This window comes from Ligilactobacillus agilis DSM 20509 (assembly GCF_001436215.1).
Lineage (GTDB): Bacteria > Bacillota > Bacilli > Lactobacillales > Lactobacillaceae > Ligilactobacillus > Ligilactobacillus agilis.
Map to the genome: position 1 here is coordinate 1 of NZ_AYYP01000017.1, position 19,317 is coordinate 19,317.

Here is a 19,317-nt window from a genome sequence, read left to right on the forward strand (position 1 = left end):
AAGTATCTAGATGATTTTGTATATTTCATCTGTATACTTAGAAGGTATTATAGCCAGAGTAGCGCTTGTTTTTGCTTATTCATCTTTGTCCTTTGAATAATCTTCGACACCCTTAACAAAGAGTTTACGGGCATCCTTTTCATTTTCTTCTTCCCGATTAGTAATGGCATCATTAGGAATCTTGTCGGTGTTAGCAAAGATTTCTAGATGTTGCTTTAAATTCCTGAAGGTCATTGGGGCATCGCCACCATATTCACCATCAATATTAATCATCATCTTACTATCGGGCGCTTCGGCCTTAACCTTTTTCGTCTTAACATATAAGACCCGTGGATCATTAACGTGCTTACCACCATTTAAAACCATGGTAAGCAACTGTAAAATCTCTAGCAGGTTGCTGGTTTTAACCACAATTAAGGTAAACTTACCATCATCCAAAGAAGCATCCGGCACAATTTGTTCAAAGCCCCCAATTGAGTTGGTAAGGGCTAAGAAGAACATCGAAGCTTGACCATCAAAAACCCCGTCATCATATTCAATCCGCATGTTAACCGGCCTAATTCTTGGTAAGAGTTCAGCCCCCTTCACCAGGTAAGCCAGGTAGCCAAATAGTGACTTGAGTTGTGAAGGTACACTATAGGTCAATTCAGATAGCAAGCCTCCGGCGGCGATATTAACAAAGTATTGGTCGCCAGCCTGGCCGATGTCCATCTTAACGGTTTGTCCCTTAGCAATCACCTTAGCCGCTTCTAACGGACTCTCGCGGGGGATTTTTAAAGCCCGGGCGTAATCGTTGGTTGTTCCGGCCGGAATAATCCCTAACTTAGGGCGTTTTTCTAGCGGTGCAATCCCATTAACCACCTCGTTAATGGTTCCGTCTCCCCCCGCGGCAATCACTAGGTCAAACCCTGCTAGGGCTGCCCGTTTAGCCTCGTTTTGAGCTGACTTAGGTTCGGGCGTGGTCGCATACGCACTTGTTTCATAGCCAGCATTCTCGAGGACATTTAAAATTTCGACTAGGTCGTTTTTCATAGCCTCGCGTCCGGAAGTTGGATTGTAGATAATCCGACATCTTTTTTCCATAATCTTTCCTCGCCTAAAGCCTTATCTTTCTTTTAAACTTGCCATGAGTAACTTGTTAACCACTTTCGGATTAGCTTTACCCCGTGTCTTTTGCATAATTTGACCAACTAAGAACCCAACTGCCCGGTCCTTACCATTCTTGAAGTCTTCGATTGATTGTTCATTGTTGTCTAAGACCTCATCAATGATTGGTTGCAACTTAGCAGGGTCAGATAATTGCACCATCCCCTTAGCTTCTACGAAGGCTTTAGGGTCGGTGTCATTGGCAATAATTTCTTTAAAGACCTTCTTGGCAATCTTAGATGAAATAGTTTCATCTTGAATCAACTTAATCATTCCCGCAAGGTGAGCTGGGGTTAAGGCAGTTTGACCTAATTCAAACTTATTGGCATTTAAGTAGGCGTTAACTTCCACCATCAACCAGTTAGCAGCTAACTTAGGATCTGCTCCGTTAGCAACTGTTTCGTTATAGAAATCTGACATTTCCAAGGTTTGCGTTAAAACAGATGCATCGTAGTCAGATAAGCCCCAGTCATTTACGTAACGTTCGCGCCGTTTATCAGGCATTTCTGGAATAGAAGCCTTAACTTCGTTAATCCAGTCGTCACTGATATGAATTGGAGGTAGGTCTGGTTCTGGGAAGTAGCGGTAATCGCTTGCCCCTTCCTTAACCCGCATCAAAATTGTTTCACCGGTATTTTCATCGAAACGGCGTGTTTCTTGTTGAACCTTACCACCGGCTAAGAGCACCTGTTGTTGGCGCTTTGCTTCGTATTCAAGCCCCTTTCTAACGTGTTCAAAGGAGTTCAAGTTCTTCATTTCCGTCTTAGTCCCGAATTTATCAGAACCAATTGGGCGAACAGAAATGTTAACGTCGGCCCGCATGGAACCTTCTTCCATCTTCACATCAGATACACCCGTAAATTGAATAATTTGACGTAACCGTGTCAAGTAAGCGTAAGCCTCGGCTGGAGAGGCAATGTCTGGCTTAGAAACAATTTCAATCAACGGAGTTCCTTGCCGGTTTAGGTCAACGTAAGAGTAACCATCAGGATTGTGGGTATTCTTCCCCGCATCTTCTTCGACGTGCATTTCTTCAATCCCAATTTTCTTTTTACTACCGTCTTCCAATTCGATTTCCAGCCAACCGTTAGTTCCAATTGGCGTTTGGGCTTGCGTAATTTGGTAAGCCTTAGGATTGTCTGGGTAGAAATAGTTCTTGCGGTCGAAGTGAATATCCTTAGTAATCTCACAGTTTAAGGCTAAAGCTGCTCGCATCCCAAACTCTAGAGCACCCTTATTGACTTCAGGTAAAACACCTGGATATCCCCAATCGATTACGTTAGTATTGGTGTTTTGTTCTGCCCCATATTGAACTGGCGCTGGTGAGAAAGCCTTAGACTTGGTTTTCATTTCTACGTGGACTTCAAGCCCAATCGTTGTTTCAAAATTCATTAATTTTGACCTCCAATCGTTGGCACTGCCTTATGAAAGTCAGTCGCTTGTTCAAAGGCATAACCAGCTTTGTAAATCGTATTTTCAGCAAATTGTGGTCCAATTAACTGTAAGCCCACTGGTAGGCCATTAGCAAATCCTGCTGGTAGTGACATCCCTGGTAACCCAGCTAAGTTAACTGGAATAGTTAAAATATCATTCATGTACATTGTGACAGGATCATCGATATCTTCACCTAAACCAAAGGCTGGTGTTGGCGCAGTTGGTCCCATAATTAAGTCGTATTGGCTAAAGACCTTAGCAAAGTCTTGGCAAATCAAGGTCCGAACTTGAGCAGCCTTCTTGAAGAAGGCATCGTAAGTCCCTGCTGAAAGGGAGAAGGTCCCTAACATAATTCTACGCTTAACTTCGTCGCCGAAACCTTCAGACCGTGAACGAACGTAGACATCTTCAAGGTTCTTAACATCACTTGCTCTAAAACCATAACGAATTCCATCAAAGCGTTGTAAGTTAGAGGAAGCTTCGGAAGAAGCAATGATGTAGTAAACAGGTACCCCATATTTGCTGTAAGGAAGGGATACTTCTTCAACAGTTGCTCCCAAACTTTCAAAGGTCTTAGCTGCCTTCAAAATTGCTTCCTTAACTTCGGAAGCAACCCCTTGTCCAAGGTATTCCTTAGGTAAGGCAATCTTTAAGCCCTTGATATTGCCGTCTAAGCCCTCAGCAAAGTTAGGCACTTCCTTAGCTGAACTAGTAAAGTCGCGCTTATCATGACCAGCAATTGCATTTAGGATTAAGGCGTTATCCTTAACCGTTCTTGTCAACGGTCCAATTTGGTCCAAGCTTGAGGCAAAGGCAATCAATCCATACCGTGAAACCCGACCATAGGTTGGTTTCATACCAACAATACCGTTATAAGCAGCTGGTTGGCGGATGGAACCACCTGTATCAGAACCTAGTGAGGCTAAAATTTGCCCCGAAGCTACTGCTGCTGCCGAACCACCAGAAGAACCACCAGGTACCTTAGTTTGGTCCCAGGCATTTTTGGTCAACTTAAAGGCTGAAGTTTCCGTTGACCCCCCCATGGCAAATTCGTCCATGTTGAGTTTACCAACGTTAATCATACCTGCTTGATCTAACTTATCCATTACAGTTGCGTTATAGATTGGCTTAAAGTTAGCTAACATCTTACTTGCGGCAGTCGTAGTTAAATCCTTAGTTACAATGTTGTCCTTAATCCCAACCGGAATCCCTGCTAGCAAGCTATCGGCTGGAATCCCCTTTTGATCTAGTTCTTCTGCCTTAGCTAGGGCTTGCTCTTTATTTAAAGCTAAGAAAGCCTCAATCTTAGGATCAATAGTTTCAATCTTGGCAAATGTTTCCTTAACCAATTCGGCTGAGCTTAAATCCTTATTAACCAAAGCTTGGTGTAAGTTTTCTAAGTCTGTCTTAAAGTAATCTACCATGCTTAACCTTCCTCGCTTTCGTCAATAATAGCCGGCACCTTAATATAACCATCTTGGCTTTCAGGTACGTTTTTCATTAGTAAGTCTCGGTCTAAGCCCTTAACTGCCACATCTTCACGCATTACGTTAAAGGCATCAGTTACGTGGGTTGTTACAGGTACTCCCTCTGTATCAACTTCGCTGAGTTCTTGCACCATCTTGATGATTTCATCCATTTGACCGGTAAATTTCTCTAACTCTGTTTCATTAAATGAAAGCTTAGCCAAACCAGCAACGTGTGCTACTTCGCTTGCAGTAATTGCCATCATTCATCCTTCTTTCTTCGTATATAACAATTATTCTAGCATATCTTAAAAAAAAGTTTAATAACTAGTAAACACATGGGTATAGTAGGAACTATCCTTAGCCGTCTTCGCTAAGAAACTTTGCACCGTCCCATCAGAACCCTTAACTTGAATATCAACTGGGATGCCTGACGGTAAGTATGTCTTGGCGGCCTTAGCTACATACTGGGTAAAACTGGTAATTTCAGTTTCCGAATAGAATTGGGTTGTAATCGTTACCTTCAACCCTTGGAGGTTCTTGCCCTTATACTTTGCTTGCGCCGTAACTCCAGCTAGGTTAGGGAAGAAGTTTTGGATTTTATTCTTAAACGACTCAAAGGCTGCCTCGTCATTATCGTTTGGAACTGATTTAGTTGATGTTGCCGGAAAGACATAACTAGAAATATCAGTATCCGTCCAGTTAGTAATTTCACTAGAACCTGCCTTCACCTCAGTGTAAGCATAAAATGACCCGCCAACTAGGCTATCTATTTCGGCTTGCTGGTACATCGCCACCACAATTGGGACATCGTTTCCGACTTTCGCCCGCAAACGTGCCACCACCTTAGCAGCCGCAATCTTGCCTTGCTTTTCCATTTCTTCTTTAGAAATATTGGTTACGTAGGTAGCACCATATTCTTCTTTTTGGTAATAATCCTTGCGGTTCATTCCAATTCCAACGGTAATTCCTGCTAAAGATAGGTTCCCCTTAGAATCTTCTTTCATGTAGTCTTGTTCTTCAATTTGTTGGACATACATTGGGTTCCGCTCATTTTCACCATTTTTCCCATTATCCTCAGGATTTAACCCGTCCGGATTCTTACTGGATTTCCGCGCTAACCAGTCTTCGACAGTTGACTTTGATAAAGTTTGCCCTTCTTGGAAAACGTAGTCCTTAGTTGAAAAATACTCTTTAGAAATATCAGTCAAACCAGATTCAAAGCTCTTAAGGTTGAGGAGGTTTTCTGAATTTTGACTAACGCCAACCCCACGCGACTTATTGGTCCGGTAACGTCCATTGATAATTACCCCGGTATACTCGCTATCGTTAGTCTGGCCGGTAGTTTGATAACCACTTGAAGCACTCTCCTCGTTAGTATTGGTCGTGGTTCCACTACTTGATCCTAGGTTGCCACAGGCCGTCAATAAGAGCGTACTAAGCCCCAGCGTTACCATGAGATTTAACTTCTTATTCACCATCAATTGCCTCCATTTGTGCAATGAATTGTTGTTCATCCATAATTTCAATACCTAATTCTTGGGCTTTGGTTAACTTACTACCTGCGTCATGACCAGCAATCAGAAGGTCTGTCTTCTTAGAAACAGAGCCCGTCACCTTGGCACCATGAGCTTCTAACCATTGCTTGGCCTGCGACCGCTTTAATTGGTCCAGTGTTCCCGTTAAGACTACCTTCTTTTCGTTAAAGAAGCTGTCTTCGTTAGCCTGGGCAATCTCACTTGCACTTTGACCTAAAAAGTCGAAGTTGACTGCAACCTCTTCAAGTTCAGCCAATAATTGCTTGACCTCTGGCCGTTCAAAATACGTTACCACACTATCAGCAATTACTTGCCCTAAACTGTCAATTTGAGCAATCTCTTCACTTGGAGCCTGACTTAACGCCGTCACACTCTTAAAACGTTCAGCTAACAGCCGGGCTACCTTGGCACCGACATGGCGAATTCCCAAGCCAAAAATTAGACGTTCACTAGAATTATGCCGACTATTTTCAATGGCTGTCAATAGCTTAGTAGCTGATTTTTCCTTAAACTTATCTAAAGCTAATAGGTCCTCCAACTTAAGCTTATATAAATCAGCAACATCACTAATTAAGTGGGCCTCATACAAGCGCTCGATAATTTTAGGTCCCAGCCCATCAATATTCATGGCATCACGGCTTGCAAAGTGGGCTAGACTTTCCTTGATTAAGGCCGGACACTTGGGGTTAATACACCGGAGTGCCACTTCATCGTCAAGGTGAACTAGCTTAGCCCCACATTCCGGACAGGTAGTTGGAATCTCATACGGGACTGAATCCTTAGGACGCTTAGCGACTATGACCTGTGAAATTTCAGGGATAATGTCTCCTGCCTTATGAAGTTTAACCGTATCACCTAAGCGGACATCTTTTTCTCTTAGGTAGTCTGGGTTATGCAATGAGGCTCTTGCTACCATCGTACCCGCGATTTCAACTGGATCCATGACCGCGGTCGGAGTAACCACCCCGGTCCGTCCAACCGTCCACTCAATTTGGTGAATCACAGTTTCCTTTTCATCCGGTGGAAACTTGTAAGCAATGGCCCAACGTGGCACTTTGACCGTATTCCCTACTAATTCGTGTACCTTAAAATCATCAGCCTTAATGACAATCCCATCAATTTCGTAAGCAAGTTCACCGCGTTTAGCATGAAATTCATCAATATAGTTATTGATAGTTTCCATATCAGTTGCCAACCTGAAGTCTGGGTTAACCTTAAAGCCGAGTTCAGCCAGCTTAGCTAGTGCCTGGCTTTGACTGGTTACCCCCAATTTTTCAGGTTCCATTAGGTAGTAGATAAACACACTGAGGTTGCGTTTAGCAGTAATTTTGGTATCCAACTGTCTAAGCGAACCCGCGGCTGCATTACGGGGATTAGCAAACACCGCTTGTCCTTGGGCTTCGCGCTCCTTATTCAAGGCTAAAAATGAATCCTTGGGCATATAACATTCTCCCCGCACTTCAATGCTGACAGGTTCCTTTAAGGTTAGCGGAATGGCTTTAATTGTCTTTAAATTAGCGGTAATGTCTTCGCCAATAATTCCGTTTCCACGGGTAGACCCCTTGACAAATACCCCATTTTCATAGGTTAAGGAAATTGCTAGCCCATCTATTTTTAATTCACAATTGTAGGCAAAAGGGGCCTTAGTGGCTTCATTCAACCGGTCGATAAAGGCCGCTAACTCTTCTTTTGAAAAAACATCCCCCAATGATAACATTGGAATCTCATGTTCAACCTTGGTAAAGCCGGCTAAAACTTGCCCCCCAACTCGTTGGCTGGGAGAATCAGCTGTTACTAAGTTAGGAAATTGTTGTTCTAGCATCAATAATTCTCGGTAAGCCTGGTCATAAACCGCATCTTCCACACTAGGATTATCATTGACATAATATTCCTGACTCCAAGTCATAAGTTGCTTTCTTAATTCTGCTAACCTGCTTTTTGCTTGTTTTTCTTCCATGACCTTTCCTTCCTAAGCTTTGCTAATTGGTGCATATGCCGCCAAAAGTCGCTTGATTCCTTGCTCTTTAAAAGCAATATCTAATTCGGTCTCATCACCGCTACCACTTACTTTAACAATCGTTCCCAAGCCCCACTTCTTATGGTTGACCTTAGCGCCTACCTTCCAACTAGTCGCTACATTTGCCTCGCTCTTCGTTTGACTGAATTGAGGACTAGCTGGCCGTGCTTGTCTAAAGGGATTAGTATTTTTAACGGTCCGTAGGCCCCCACGGCTTTGGTGGTTCATGCGCTCTGCAAAGCTAAGTGGTTTAGGACTACCTTGTTTGGTGGCTAAGCCCACATAATTGATTAAATCCCCATCTATTTCTTCAATAAACCGCGAAACTGGGTTTGATTGGAAGCGGCCGTATAGCATCCGTGACGAGGCATTTGTCAAGTAAAGTTCTTCTTGGGCGCGGGTAATCCCTACGTATGCTAACCGTCTTTCTTCTTCTAGTTCGTTTTCGTCTTCGTTGGCACGTGCTAACGGAAAAATTCCTTCTTCCATTCCGACCAAGAATACGACCGGAAATTCCAACCCTTTAGCAGCGTGTAGCGTCATCATTGTCACTTCATTAGGCTCATCTTCGACCCCGTCTTGATCAGAAACCAGGGCTAAATCGCCTAAGAATTCAACAAAGGGATCATCAGCCTCTTCACTTGGTTGCCAATTATCATCAAACTGCTTAGTAACCGTTAGAAATTCCTTCAAGTTTTCCAAGCGACTTTCGTTTTCAACCGATTGGTTTTCCGCTAACATTTGTTGATAGCCGGTCCGTTTCAAAATTTCTTCCGTTAACTCTGTGATTGTCGCAGTTTCCTGGTAGGTATGTAGCTTCTCGATTAGGTTAGCAAACTCACTTAAGGCCTTGCTTGCCTTCCCCCTGATTCCTACGAGCTCGATTGATTGACAAGCTTCAAACAAGGATAAATCATGCATGGTTGCAAAATCCTGTAACTTAGCCAAACTAGTAGCCCCAATTCCGCGCTTAGGTTCATTAACAATTCGTTCAAAGCTAAGCGAATCATTAGGGTTAGTAACCAATCTTAAGTAAGCTAAGATATCCATAATTTCTTTGCGGTCATAGAAACGGTGGGCCCCAATTAATTTGTAGGGTATGTTAGCCTTAACAAATACTTCTTCCAGGCTACGAGACTGGGCATTAGTCCGGTATAAAACGGCAAAATCACCGTAAGCCCGTCCTTTTGCTAATTGCTCTTTAATGGTTTTGATTATAAAAAAGGCTTCACTAGCGGCGCTGTCGGCCCGGTAATAATTAATCTTAGCTCCAGTCGGATTTTCAGTCCATAAGGTTTTAGCACGCCGATTGTCATTATTCTTAATCACCGCGTTAGCCGCCGCGAGGATATTTTTAGTGGACCGATAATTTTGTTCCAACTTAATAACCGTGGCGTCTGGATAATCTTTTTCAAAATCGAGGATGTTAGACATATCTGCTCCCCGCCAACCATAAATACTTTGGTCAGCATCCCCAACTACACAAAGGTTATGGTACCCTTGAGCCAAGAGTGAGACCAACTGATACTGAGCCTCATTTGTATCTTGATATTCATCCACGTGAATATACTTGAATTTTCTTTGGTAATACTCCAAGACCTCAGCATCCTCTTTAAAGAGGCGAATAGTTTCCATGATTAAATCGTCAAAATCCATTGCCTGGTTAGCCCGTAACCGCCGTTGATACTCAGCATACACTTTGGCGACAATCTGTTCATACGGACTGGTCGCCTTAGCTTGGTAGTCTGTTGGGGTAATCATTTTATTCTTTTCATTTGAAATAGTGGCTAGGATAGCCCGGCCATCATATTTTTTAGGGTCAATGTTTAAATCCTTCAAAATATGCTTGATCAAAGTTCGTTGTTCGCTACTACCTGTGATTGTAAAGGCTCGTTGGTAGCCAATCCTATCAGCATAGCGCCGTAAGATTCTGACGCATAAAGCGTGGAAGGTGAAGACCCACACCTCTTGCCCACTGCTATCGCCCAACAGTGTATTAATCCGTTCTCGCATTTCACGGGCGGCTTTATTAGTAAAGGTAATCGCTAAAACATTCCAAGGCATAACGCCTAAATTTTCAATCAAATAAGCTACCCGGTGGGTTAACACCCGGGTCTTACCACTACCAGCCCCTGCCATAATTAGCAAGGGGCCCTCTGTGGTTTGGACCGCTTGAGCCTGTTCCTTGTTCATACTTGCTAGTAAATCTCGTGCTCCCATTGTAAGTTCCTTTCCAAAAGTATCATTGTTTCCTATTATAGCAAACTAAACCTACGCGACAAAATTAAAGGTTGCAATAAAGCTTGCCCCATAAAAAATGATTCATAATGTCCTCATTTTTCAAGACAATATGAATCATTACTAATATTTCTCATTTTCTTTACTAAAAAGAACACTATTCTTCTAACTTATCCCAAATCCCCGTCGCAGCTACTTGTTCTTTAATGGCTTGACTAGATTCACCCGTTACTAAGACATGTCCCCAATTGAGGGTGGTCATCGACTTAGGGTAGCGGTAAAACTGGTAGTGCCAATTAGTTTTTAAAAGCCACTGGGTTCGTAGAGCCTTGCGCTTATCCTGCTCAATCATAACCATCCCCGTAGCTTGAATTAATTCCGGTTGAGCCAGGGGCATATTGGCTAACACCCGTAAATGCTGTTCAAAAATATCGACGTTGGCAGCCCGACTAAAAACATAGCCCAAACTGTTAACCCCAGTTACCAACCGTTTAACATATAAAGCACCTGTTTCGGTTAAAAAGAATGATAAGGTCATAACCCCTACTGACTTAACCTGCTTAACCACTAGTTCACTTAACCGTCTAATCTCGTTAGCCACGTCACTATCAACTTGTGCTGGCGCCAATACCTGGTGCAACTTGCCTTGACGGTACTCGGCTTCCACTAGGGGGTAAAACTTAATGTCACCATTCTTATCCTTGCTCATGGTTACGGCCAATTCCTTTTGGTAAGGAATCATTGATTCCAAGATAAAGGTCCCTTGATCAATAATATCGGCGCACTTAGCGATATCTGTTTGCTTTTTGATGATAATTTTTTTGCTAAAGCCCTTTTGAATTGGCTTTAAAATAGCAGGGTAACCAATGGAACTGATTGCCTGGTAAACATCATCTAAATTAACAATCGTCGCGTAAGGAGCAATGTTTAAATTGCTTTGTTCAAAGAAAGTGCGCTCCAAAAGACGATCTTGCACAATCTCTAAGGTTTCACTTCCCTGAGGCAACTTTGTAAACCGGCTCAAATAGGCAATCGTTTGTGCCGGAATTGTTTCTGATTCATAGGTTACTAAACTGCATCTTTGAGCAAAATCTTGCAACTTGGCTTGGTCAGTATAGGTTCCTACCACTTTAACATCAGCCCCCCTAAGAGTGGGAGCCTCTTCGTTAGGACCATAAGCAATTACATCAAAGCCTAATTTATGAGCCGCCTGTTCTAACATAATTCCGTTCGGACTTTCTCCGATAATTCCAATCGTTGCTCCTGGAAATAAAATTTCGTCTTCCATTATCAAAACTCGCTTTCACATTTTCTAATAAAGGTTAGTTAATAAAGATTAGCTTAATCGTAACTATCAAGTTGATATTGTTCAATCAATTCGATTAACTTGGCTGCGTATTTTGGATCAGTGGCATAACCACGCTCTTGTAAGGCCTGGGCCGCTTGCTTATAGTCACTAGCCTCCAAAACGGCTTGGTAATGGTTGTGATCCCAGCCCGTACCATCTACAAAAAGTTTGCTATGGGCTTCAACCGCCGCCTTCCAACTAGGGTAAACAACAAAATAATCCTCAACGGTAATCCATTGGCCGTTAACATATTCTTTAGTTGCTAGTAAAGTACCATCTTGCTCATTTCCCTTAACCCCAAATAAATTATTATACTTACTAGCCAATTGACTCTGCCCCCAATCTGACTCTAGGGCAGCTTGGGCAATCGTGATACTAGCCTTAATCCGATATTTTCTTTGCTCGGCTTGGGCCAAAGGGGCAATCCTGGCAATAAACTCCTTTCTTACCTCCGTTTGTGGCTCCTTTTCTTCCTGTTTATTAAAAAAAGGAAACACTAAACAAAAAAGCAGTCCCAGCAAAATCAATAATAATAAGTAGTTAACCAAATTACCTTGACGGCGTGACCTTCTTTTTACCATTAATTATTTTTCAACCTCTTCCTTAGTGGGCCTGCAATCAAGGGACTAACCAAGCCGGCTAAAATTGCCTCAGGTAATCCATTAGTTGCAATTACCCCTAACAAGTAAGGCAATAACTCATTAACATTTAAAGCATACATTGCCTGTGATTTGCCCCGGTAAAAGAGGTATATTTGCCCTAAGACCAAGAGCGTATTTGTTAACGAACCCAAGATGGCCGCTAGCACCATCGCACTCGACTGCTTGGCTAACCGTTTTTTTAGCCAGCTAAAACTCCCTCCGGCTACAATTCCAATCAAGATTCGGGGTAAAATCGCAATTAATGGATTAACAAAGACAATCGTCGCTAAGGGACTGGTCGGCCATACAAAGGCCCTAATCCATGTAATCACACCCCAAATACCACCAACAATTCCGCCGTACAAAGGTCCCATACTTAAAGCTACCACAATTACCGTAATGTGAATAATCGTTAAATTTAAGGGCCCTAAGGGAATGTAACCTAAAAACGGAATAAAGTTTTGAATAATAATAATCGCTGCAAATAAAGCAATTATTACACGCTTGACTAACTTTTGCTTAGTGTTCACATTTTGCACCTCACCTTTTAAGCCTGGGTAAAATTTCCTTTATTATACCATGAACTTAACTAACTTGATAAAGTAGCTCTACTTATTTAGGAATAAAATGCTATAATAAAAATAATTACTACTTATATAGAGGATACGCATATGAATATTAAAAGTTTAGAGTACTATCACAAATTAGTCCAAGAAAAAAACTTCTCAAAGGTTGCCGCCTACTTCGATGTTAGTCAACCAACGATTACACTTGCAATCAAACGCCTAGAAGCTGAGTATCAAACTACCTTCTTTATTCGGGACCGCTCCCATAAAGAATTGGTTGTTACTGACATGGGCTATCAATTTGACCAACACATTATTTCTATTTTAAACGAATTAGAAATCGCTGCCAAAGAAATCAAACGGGGCAGCGAACAAAAAATTCTCTTTGGCCTCCCACCAATTATCGGCAACTACTATTTTCCTAAATTTACCCCCGCTCTTCTTAAAGCAGGGGTTATGGAACAATTAGAAACCTTTGAGGGTGGCTCTACTGACATGCTTTCCCACCTATTGCGCGGTAATATTGACCTCGCTCTTTTAGGTAGCTTGGAACCAATTAAGCAATCTAAATTGAAGGTGATCCAACTCGCTAGCAATCCTTTCAAAATCATTGTCTCTAAACAACACCCCCTCGCTAACAAGGGCGCGGTTGCTTTTAGCGATTTAAAGAAAGAAAAGTTCATTGACTTCTCCCAGGGCTTTGTACATACGACCGCCCTAAAACAATTAGCTAAAGCGGCTAACATTCGGACCAAGATTATCTATCAAACCAACGACCTACATATTATCAAGGCCCTCATTGCTCAAAATATTGGTATTGGCTTTTTGACCGACCTAGCCATTCTCCCTAGCGATGAACTTGTTGCCTTAGATATTCTTGACGAAGGCCAACCAACCTTCATCACTTCATTAGCATCACGAACTAATCATATTCTAACCGAACAACAAGCAGCTGTTTTCAAGGTATTCCAGGATAACCAATAATAAGATTAAAAATCAACTAGGAAATATTTTATTTTTTTAGTTGATTTTTAATTTATTTCTAAGGTATAATTAACCTGTTAAAAAATCACTTATGTTTTTTCATAATTGGAGGTATGCTTATGTCCTATGTTGATGAAGTTTATAATCGTGTCGTAGCCCAAAACCCTAGCCAACCAGAATTCCACCAAGCAGTTAAAGAAGTGCTAGAATCTCTACGCCCTGTCATCGAAGCTGATGAGGCTAAGTATCGCAAAGAAGCCCTCCTTGAACGACTCACCACTCCTGATCGCCAACTGCTATTTAGAGTAAGTTGGGTCGATGACCAAGGTCAAGTTCAAGTTAACAATGGTTACCGGGTGCAATTTAATAATGCTATCGGTCCTTACAAGGGCGGCTTACGACTCCATCCATCTGTATACCTCGGAATTATTAAGTTCTTAGGCTTTGAACAAGTCTTCAAAAACGCCCTTACTTCCCTTCCAATCGGCGGGGCTAAAGGGGGCTCGGACTTTGACCCTAAAGGTAAGTCCGACCGTGAAATCATGGCCTTCTGTCAAAGCTTTATGACTGAACTTTATAAATACATTGGGGCAGACATCGATGTCCCTGCCGGTGATATTGGAACTGGCGGTCGTGAAATTGGTTATCTCTTTGGCCAATATAAGCGCCTAAAGTCAACTTATGAAGGCGTGTTGACTGGTAAAGGCCTAACATTTGGTGGGTCCCTTGCTAGAACTGAAGCCACTGGTTATGGTCTGCTCTACCTTGTAGATGCCTTACTTAAAGACCATGGTCATGATTTGCAGGGTAAAACCGTAACTGTTTCCGGGGCCGGCAATGTTGCTATTTATGCTATTGAAAAGGCTCAACAATTAGGGGCTAAGGTCGTAACTTGCTCCGACTCCACCGGTTGGGTTTATGATCCTGAAGGGGTCGACGTTGCCTTACTTAAGGAAGTTAAAGAAGTTAAGCGTGCCCGCTTAACTGAATACGCAGCTAATAGACCTAGTGCCGTTTACCATGAAGGGCGTGGGGTTTGGACCGTTAAGACAGACGTTGCCCTTCCATGTGCAACTCAAAATGAATTAAACCTTGATGATGCTAAGCAATTAGTAGCTAACGGGGTGGTAGCTGTTTGTGAAGGGGCCAACATGCCAACTACCCTTGAAGCAACTAAGTACCTCCAAGAAAATAAGGTCCTCTTTGTCCCTGGTAAAGCAAGTAATGCCGGCGGGGTAGCCGTTTCTGCCCTAGAAATGAGTCAAAATTCCGAACGACTAGCTTGGAGCTTTGAAGAAGTTGATGGCAAACTTAAAGATATTATGGTTAATATCTACCACAACATTGCAGCTGCCGCTGAGAAGTATGGTCTTGATGGCGATTACGTGGCTGGTGCTAACATTGCCGGTTTCCTTAAGGTTGCAGAAGCAATGGAAGCCCAAGGTGTGGTTTAATTTAAAACTTAATTTTAATTAAAAAAAGCGAGTCATATCTCCCAGTTAGGATCATGACTCGCTTTTTGAGGTGCTTATTTTCCTAAAATGTATTTAGCCGCCTGCTTACCGGCTTGCAAACCAAACACAACCGTTTCGGCAATCGAATTACCACCAATCCGGTTATTCCCATGTAAGCCCCCAGCTACTTCACCAGCTGCATACAGACCAGAAATAACCTGCCCGTCTTCATCTAATACCTGGGTTTTAGCATTGATATGCAATCCCCCCATGGTGTAGTGAATCCCTGGTGCAATATGGATTGCGTAGTATGGAGCTTGGTTTAATGTAACTAAGCCTGTCTTGCGGCCAAATTGGCAATCTGTGCGTGTAGCTACCGCTTGATTCCAATTTGACAGAGTCTGGCTTAAGTTTTCTTTAGGCAGTGCCAGTTTCGTGGCTAACTCCGCTAAACTAGCTCCAGTTACTACTAAGCCAACCTTATCGTAAAATTCGATTGCTTTTACCCGCTGTCTGACGGTTTGGTTAAAAATTAGGTAAGCGCCATTTTCATTTAGGGCCGTAATCGCAGCGGTTACCCGTTTTCTAGTTGCCAGTTCGTTTACAAACCGTTCGCCATTTTTGTTAACCAAAATGGCCCCTTCTCCCCGAACAGCTTCCCCAATTAAGTACGTGTGGTCAAAGTCTTGTTGGACGGTGGGGTGCACCTGGATAAAATTCATATCCACTAGCTGGGCCCCTAATTTTTGGGCCAATAACAAGCCATCCCCACTAGCCCCGGCGTGGTTAGTTGTTTTATAGTTTGCCAATTGTGGTTGGTATTGTGCAATTAAGTTGGCATTAGCCCCAAAACCACCGGTGGCTAAAAGCAACGCTTTAACCCCGACCTCTACTTCTTTACCGTCAGTGCCAGCGACTGTAATGCCGGTAATTTTTTCAGCTGCTTTCTTTATCGCCACCAGCTTAGTGTTCGTAAAAAGAGGGATGGCTTCGGCAACACAACGGGCTAACAACCCCTTGATTAAGTAAGCACCAATCGGAGCCAGGGACTGGGGCCGGTGCATCCGCTTTTGGCTCATTCCTCCCGAGATGGTTAAATCGCTAAGCACAATTCCTTGCTTTGCTAGCCACTCGATTGCCAAGGGAGCGTGAGTTACAAAGTATTCGAGTAACTCCTTGTCGTTTAGTTTTCCCCCACCTTGAAGGGTTTCTTGATAAAAGGCTGTAAAATCATCAATGACTCCGTTAGCTAATTGAACCTCGGTTTCGGCGGCATTCATACCGGAAGAAGCCCGCATCGTATTTCCACCTAAGGATGCCATCTTCTCAATTACGGCCACCTTCAAGCCGAGGCGCTTAGCTTGAAGGGCACTTACTAAGCCAGTTGCACCAGAACCAACAATTACCAAGTCATACTCTTTTTCTAAGCTATCAATATTTGCCGTTTGAATTTTTGTTTGCATCTTTAATCCTCGCTTAATAAAAAAACTGCACTTGACCTCCTCTTCGTCAAATGCAGTACTAAAATCTCTTCATCTATTATCCAATTACTGAATCCTGACGATTTTCTTCCCCAATAATTTCAATTGTTTGTCGTAAAACCCGTTGGAAAATAGCCAAGTCGGTTGGAGCCACTTCACTTTCCAACCGGTCTTGCATCCGGGCCCAAAAATCTTCGTCAGAATTAATTAATTCAGAATACTTGTCAGTTACTAATAAGTGAGTCACGCGTCGATCCACATCATCAATCCGCTTTTCAATCAAGCCTAAGTTGATTAGCTTCTTAATGTGGTAATTAGTGTTAGGAGTGGATTGTCCTAACAACTTAGAGATGGTCCCAATCGTTGGTTCCTTAAGTTGATAGATTGCCTCCAAATAATAAACATCGATTGCGCCTAGTTTCTCTAATTCCTTGAAACTCTTTTGATGCTCACGTAAACGCAAAACCTGCGCCAAATTAATCATTGATTTCTGTAATGAACTCACCATTACGCCCTCCTCTAAATTAATTGCGCTGACACTAGCGCTTTTTTCCGTATAACGTTAACAATCTTTAAGTTAGCGATATCACTACCTTTATTTTAAAATAGATTGTCCCCAAAGTAAATTAAAAAAGCATAAAATATTTTGTTTTTTTTTTTTTTGAAAAATTATATATCTTAAATATTTCATTCTGTTTTACCAAGTTGGCCTAAAAAATTTGCTAACTGCTTAGGTTCCATTTGGTAATTACTGTTAATCCATTTATACAGTAAGGTTAAAAAAGCGCCCGCAACCATATCAGCAGCTAGTTGCGGATATGGTGAACTATTTAATTCACGGGCAAGCCAGGGAGTACTTTCTAATTTTCCATTTTTAGCACTGACCAAAAGACGTTCACTTAGCATCTCCAGCATCTGCCATAATAAGAAGCTACTATCATTGTTGACTGAGATATTGCGAAAAAGTTGTTTTTCTTTACTAATCATGCTAATAGTTGAACCAATCAAATCTTCTTCATCAATGCGTGCAATTAAGAAATGTTCGAATGCATAACGTAATAAGTCATACTTATCTTGAAAATACCTGTAGAAAGTACTTCTATGAACGTCTGCCTTTCGACAAATCTGCTCAACCGTTATCTTTTCTAACGGCTCAGAGCGTAATAATTCTTGAAAACTTAGCGCTAACGAATTCTTACGTTTTTCTTGCAACTGACTCATTATGTAGCATTCCTTCCCCTCTAAAATACTCACTTTCCTATACTACCATAAACCCTAATCTGATTACCACTAAAAATTGACTACAAAATGCGATTCTCACTGGCACTAATTTCTGTTAAAAAAAGGCCGCAATTTAGCATTAATTCTGTCAACTTCTGTCAAATCACACTGAAAATTAGCAACTTCTGTCAACAACCAACATAACTTTCCTACTATATAATAATTAGCAATGCTTAGCCTTATGTCCCTTTGGTAAACAATCACACTCAAGCTCAAGCGGGGCGGTCTTTTGCTTAGCAGCCAAAATTCGACTAACCTCTTCAATATCGGCTTGACTAAGTGGGATCTCTCTTACTACATTTGCCAGGGTTTGCCCGATATGTTTCTGACAAATCTTAGCAAAGCTGGCTAATAGTTGTTCCGTGATTGTCGCCTCTTCCTCTACTGCCGGTAAGTAGAGGTAAGCCCGCCCCCTTTTTTCTGTTTTGACATACTTCTTAGTAACTAACCTACTGATATAAGTCTTAGTTGTCGCTTCTTTCCAGCCTAATTTTTCAGCCAGTAAGTCAATAATCTGCCGACTGGTCGCTGCCTGCAAGGTCCATAAAATCCGCATTACTTCCCACTCAGAGTTACTAATTTCTACGCGTTCATTCATTAACGGTCACCTCACCTTTATCTTACTAAAAGTACCTTAACTTTTAAAGTTTTTACCTATTCAAAATTAAATTAACCCAAATCTCATTTTTCACTTGAAAAATTAATTTTTAGTGTAATAATATAATCATAGTTTGTTTTGAAATGGAGGCTTTTATATGCGCAAACTCGCTGTTATCGGGCTCGGACACGTCGGTGCTACCGTAGCCTACACATTAGTTACTAAGGGCTTAGTTGATGAGCTCGTCTTAATCGACAAGAATGAAGATAAGGTGATAGCAGAACAATACGACCTACTCGATATGCTCGCTCGTATCGATACCAGCACTAAGATTAAGATTCAAGACTATGCTAGCCTTAAGGATGCAGATGTCATCATCACCACCTTTGGTAACATTCGTGCTCTTTCTGATGGTGGTAACCGTTTTGGCGAATTCGACCATAATGTTGCTCAAGTTAAAGAGGTTGGGCAAAAAATTAAAGAAAGTGGCTTTAACGGCGTGATTGTCAACGTCACTAACCCTTGTGATGTTATCGCTACTCTCCTTGTTCGTTATACTGGGCTACCACACAATCAAGTTGTAGGAACCGGTACTTTCCTTGATACCGCTAGAATGCAACGCGCTGTCGGTCAAGCTTTAGGTGAAGACCCTAAGAACGTTACCGGTTATGTTTTAGGTGAACACGGTGAATCCCAATTCACTGCTTGGTCAACTGTTCGCGTCAAAGATCATCCCATGGCCGAAGTGGCAGCTGAAAAGCAACTCGATTTACCCGATCTTGATAACCAGGCTCGGCGCGGTGGCTGGCTAGTCTTCCACGGTAAAAAGTTTACTTCCTACGCAATTGCTACCTGTGCCGTAAAACTTGCCCAAGCTGTCTTAGCTGATGCTCACTTGGCTTGCCCAGCTTCAGTCTTTGTAGAAAAATATGGTTGTTACGTGGGCTATCCTGCAGTTATTGGTGCAAACGGGGTAGAAGCAGTTAACCATGTTCCTTTAACTAAAGAAGAAGAAGACAAACTTACCTCTTCTGCCAACTTCATCGCTGAAAAGGTTGCTTCCGTTAAATAACTGAAACTTGAAAGCAAAAAAGAGCATAAAAATTCTCTATTCTCTTGATATAA

General features: G+C 42.1%; 17 protein-coding genes. 3 read left to right on the forward strand and 14 right to left on the reverse strand.

The features are described from left to right. Positions 1 to 75 precede the first annotated feature (75 nt). The 10 genes from FC14_RS02480 to FC14_RS02525 all read right to left on the reverse strand — a co-directional run bounded on the left by FC14_RS02480 (position 76) and on the right by FC14_RS02525 (position 12,358). On the reverse strand, positions 76 to 1,083 hold the full coding sequence (locus FC14_RS02480) for a diacylglycerol kinase (protein WP_056976289.1): 1,008 nt from the start codon (positions 1,081 to 1,083) through the stop codon (positions 76 to 78). Positions 1,084 to 1,104: 21 nt separating this feature from the next. Next, positions 1,105 to 2,538, reverse strand: coding sequence for an Asp-tRNA(Asn)/Glu-tRNA(Gln) amidotransferase subunit GatB (gene gatB, locus FC14_RS02485; RefSeq protein WP_056976291.1), 1,434 nt, complete (start codon positions 2,536 to 2,538; stop codon positions 1,105 to 1,107). Continuing rightward, positions 2,538 to 4,004, reverse strand: a complete 1,467-nt coding sequence (gene gatA / locus FC14_RS02490; protein WP_056976293.1) for an Asp-tRNA(Asn)/Glu-tRNA(Gln) amidotransferase subunit GatA — start codon at positions 4,002 to 4,004, stop codon at positions 2,538 to 2,540. Before gatA ends, gatB begins: the two co-directional genes overlap by 1 nt. Before the next feature lie 2 nt (positions 4,005 to 4,006). After that, positions 4,007 to 4,309, reverse strand: a complete 303-nt coding sequence (gene gatC, locus FC14_RS02495) for an Asp-tRNA(Asn)/Glu-tRNA(Gln) amidotransferase subunit GatC (RefSeq protein WP_050610882.1) — start codon at positions 4,307 to 4,309, stop codon at positions 4,007 to 4,009. 57 nt (positions 4,310 to 4,366) lie between these two features. Further along, the gene (locus tag FC14_RS02500) at positions 4,367 to 5,527 is read right to left on the reverse strand and encodes a CamS family sex pheromone protein (RefSeq protein WP_056976294.1); all 1,161 of its coding nucleotides are present in this window, start codon (positions 5,525 to 5,527) and stop codon (positions 4,367 to 4,369) included. Beyond that, positions 5,517 to 7,541: an NAD-dependent DNA ligase LigA gene (ligA, locus tag FC14_RS02505; RefSeq protein ID WP_056976296.1), complete on the reverse strand. Its 2,025-nt coding sequence runs from the start codon at positions 7,539 to 7,541 to the stop codon at positions 5,517 to 5,519. The genes FC14_RS02500 and ligA overlap by 11 nt, the downstream gene beginning before the upstream one ends. Positions 7,542 to 7,553: 12 nt before the next feature. Continuing rightward, positions 7,554 to 9,821, reverse strand: a complete 2,268-nt coding sequence (gene pcrA, locus FC14_RS02510) for a DNA helicase PcrA (protein WP_056976298.1) — start codon at positions 9,819 to 9,821, stop codon at positions 7,554 to 7,556. Positions 9,822 to 9,996: 175 nt separating this feature from the next. Then, positions 9,997 to 11,127 carry an ATP-grasp domain-containing protein gene (locus tag FC14_RS02515; RefSeq protein WP_056976300.1) on the reverse strand — a complete coding sequence of 377 codons (1,131 nt, stop codon included), beginning with the start codon at positions 11,125 to 11,127 and terminating at the stop codon, positions 9,997 to 9,999. Positions 11,128 to 11,180: 53 nt separating this feature from the next. Continuing rightward, positions 11,181 to 11,768: a glycoside hydrolase family 73 protein gene (locus FC14_RS02520; RefSeq protein WP_082618668.1), complete on the reverse strand. Its 588-nt coding sequence runs from the start codon at positions 11,766 to 11,768 to the stop codon at positions 11,181 to 11,183. Then, a complete protein-coding gene (locus FC14_RS02525) occupies positions 11,768 to 12,358 on the reverse strand; it encodes an ECF transporter S component (RefSeq protein WP_056976302.1) in 591 nt (196 codons plus the stop codon). The genes FC14_RS02520 and FC14_RS02525 overlap by 1 nt, the downstream gene beginning before the upstream one ends. A gap of 141 nt (positions 12,359 to 12,499) precedes the next feature. Between FC14_RS02525 and FC14_RS02530 the strand changes: the two genes are divergently transcribed. Both FC14_RS02530 and gdhA read left to right on the forward strand, forming a co-directional pair. After that, on the forward strand, positions 12,500 to 13,378 hold the full coding sequence (locus FC14_RS02530; protein ID WP_056976304.1) for a LysR family transcriptional regulator: 879 nt from the start codon (positions 12,500 to 12,502) through the stop codon (positions 13,376 to 13,378). A gap of 119 nt (positions 13,379 to 13,497) precedes the next feature. Then, positions 13,498 to 14,832: an NADP-specific glutamate dehydrogenase gene (gdhA, locus tag FC14_RS02535; RefSeq protein WP_056976306.1), complete on the forward strand. Its 1,335-nt coding sequence runs from the start codon at positions 13,498 to 13,500 to the stop codon at positions 14,830 to 14,832. A 74-nt stretch (positions 14,833 to 14,906) separates the two neighbouring features. Here the strand turns inward: gdhA and FC14_RS02540 are convergent, their stop codons facing one another. From FC14_RS02540 to FC14_RS02555, 4 genes are all read right to left on the reverse strand, one after another. Beyond that, positions 14,907 to 16,295, reverse strand: a complete 1,389-nt coding sequence (locus tag FC14_RS02540) for a flavocytochrome c (protein ID WP_056976308.1) — start codon at positions 16,293 to 16,295, stop codon at positions 14,907 to 14,909. A 76-nt stretch (positions 16,296 to 16,371) separates the two neighbouring features. Then, positions 16,372 to 16,818 carry a MarR family winged helix-turn-helix transcriptional regulator gene (locus FC14_RS02545; RefSeq protein ID WP_050610872.1) on the reverse strand — a complete coding sequence of 149 codons (447 nt, stop codon included), beginning with the start codon at positions 16,816 to 16,818 and terminating at the stop codon, positions 16,372 to 16,374. Positions 16,819 to 17,000: 182 nt separating this feature from the next. Continuing rightward, the gene (locus FC14_RS02550; protein WP_056976310.1) at positions 17,001 to 17,534 is read right to left on the reverse strand and encodes a TetR/AcrR family transcriptional regulator; all 534 of its coding nucleotides are present in this window, start codon (positions 17,532 to 17,534) and stop codon (positions 17,001 to 17,003) included. Positions 17,535 to 17,757: 223 nt separating this feature from the next. Beyond that, positions 17,758 to 18,192 (reverse strand): CopY/TcrY family copper transport repressor, encoded by a 435-nt coding sequence (locus FC14_RS02555; protein WP_056976312.1) that lies wholly within the window; start codon positions 18,190 to 18,192, stop codon positions 17,758 to 17,760. A 157-nt stretch (positions 18,193 to 18,349) separates the two neighbouring features. On the opposite strand from FC14_RS02555, the gene FC14_RS02560 reads away from it, so the two are divergent. Next, complete coding sequence (locus FC14_RS02560; RefSeq protein WP_056976314.1) at positions 18,350 to 19,264, forward strand: L-lactate dehydrogenase; 915 nt, start codon at positions 18,350 to 18,352, stop codon at positions 19,262 to 19,264. The last annotated feature ends 53 nt before the right edge of the window (positions 19,265 to 19,317 follow it).

Coding starts and splice junctions, on each gene's coding strand:
- FC14_RS02550 (WP_056976310.1), bottom strand. CDS start 17,534: ATGAGTCAGTTGCAAGAAAAACGTAAGAATTCGTTAGCGCTAAGTTTT.
- FC14_RS02530 (WP_056976304.1), top strand. CDS start 12,500: ATGAATATTAAAAGTTTAGAGTACTATCACAAATTAGTCCAAGAAAAA.
- FC14_RS02520 (WP_082618668.1), bottom strand. CDS start 11,768: ATGGTAAAAAGAAGGTCACGCCGTCAAGGTAATTTGGTTAACTACTTA.
- FC14_RS02540 (WP_056976308.1), bottom strand. CDS start 16,295: ATGCAAACAAAAATTCAAACGGCAAATATTGATAGCTTAGAAAAAGAG.
- FC14_RS02560 (WP_056976314.1), top strand. CDS start 18,350: ATGCGCAAACTCGCTGTTATCGGGCTCGGACACGTCGGTGCTACCGTA.
- gatC (WP_050610882.1), bottom strand. CDS start 4,309: ATGGCAATTACTGCAAGCGAAGTAGCACACGTTGCTGGTTTGGCTAAG.
- gatA (WP_056976293.1), bottom strand. CDS start 4,004: ATGGTAGATTACTTTAAGACAGACTTAGAAAACTTACACCAAGCTTTG.
- FC14_RS02555 (WP_056976312.1), bottom strand. CDS start 18,192: ATGAATGAACGCGTAGAAATTAGTAACTCTGAGTGGGAAGTAATGCGG.
- FC14_RS02500 (WP_056976294.1), bottom strand. CDS start 5,527: ATGGTGAATAAGAAGTTAAATCTCATGGTAACGCTGGGGCTTAGTACG.
- FC14_RS02515 (WP_056976300.1), bottom strand. CDS start 11,127: ATGGAAGACGAAATTTTATTTCCAGGAGCAACGATTGGAATTATCGGA.
- gatB (WP_056976291.1), bottom strand. CDS start 2,538: ATGAATTTTGAAACAACGATTGGGCTTGAAGTCCACGTAGAAATGAAA.
- gdhA (WP_056976306.1), top strand. CDS start 13,498: ATGTCCTATGTTGATGAAGTTTATAATCGTGTCGTAGCCCAAAACCCT.
- FC14_RS02480 (WP_056976289.1), bottom strand. CDS start 1,083: ATGGAAAAAAGATGTCGGATTATCTACAATCCAACTTCCGGACGCGAG.
- pcrA (WP_056976298.1), bottom strand. CDS start 9,821: ATGGGAGCACGAGATTTACTAGCAAGTATGAACAAGGAACAGGCTCAA.
- ligA (WP_056976296.1), bottom strand. CDS start 7,541: ATGGAAGAAAAACAAGCAAAAAGCAGGTTAGCAGAATTAAGAAAGCAA.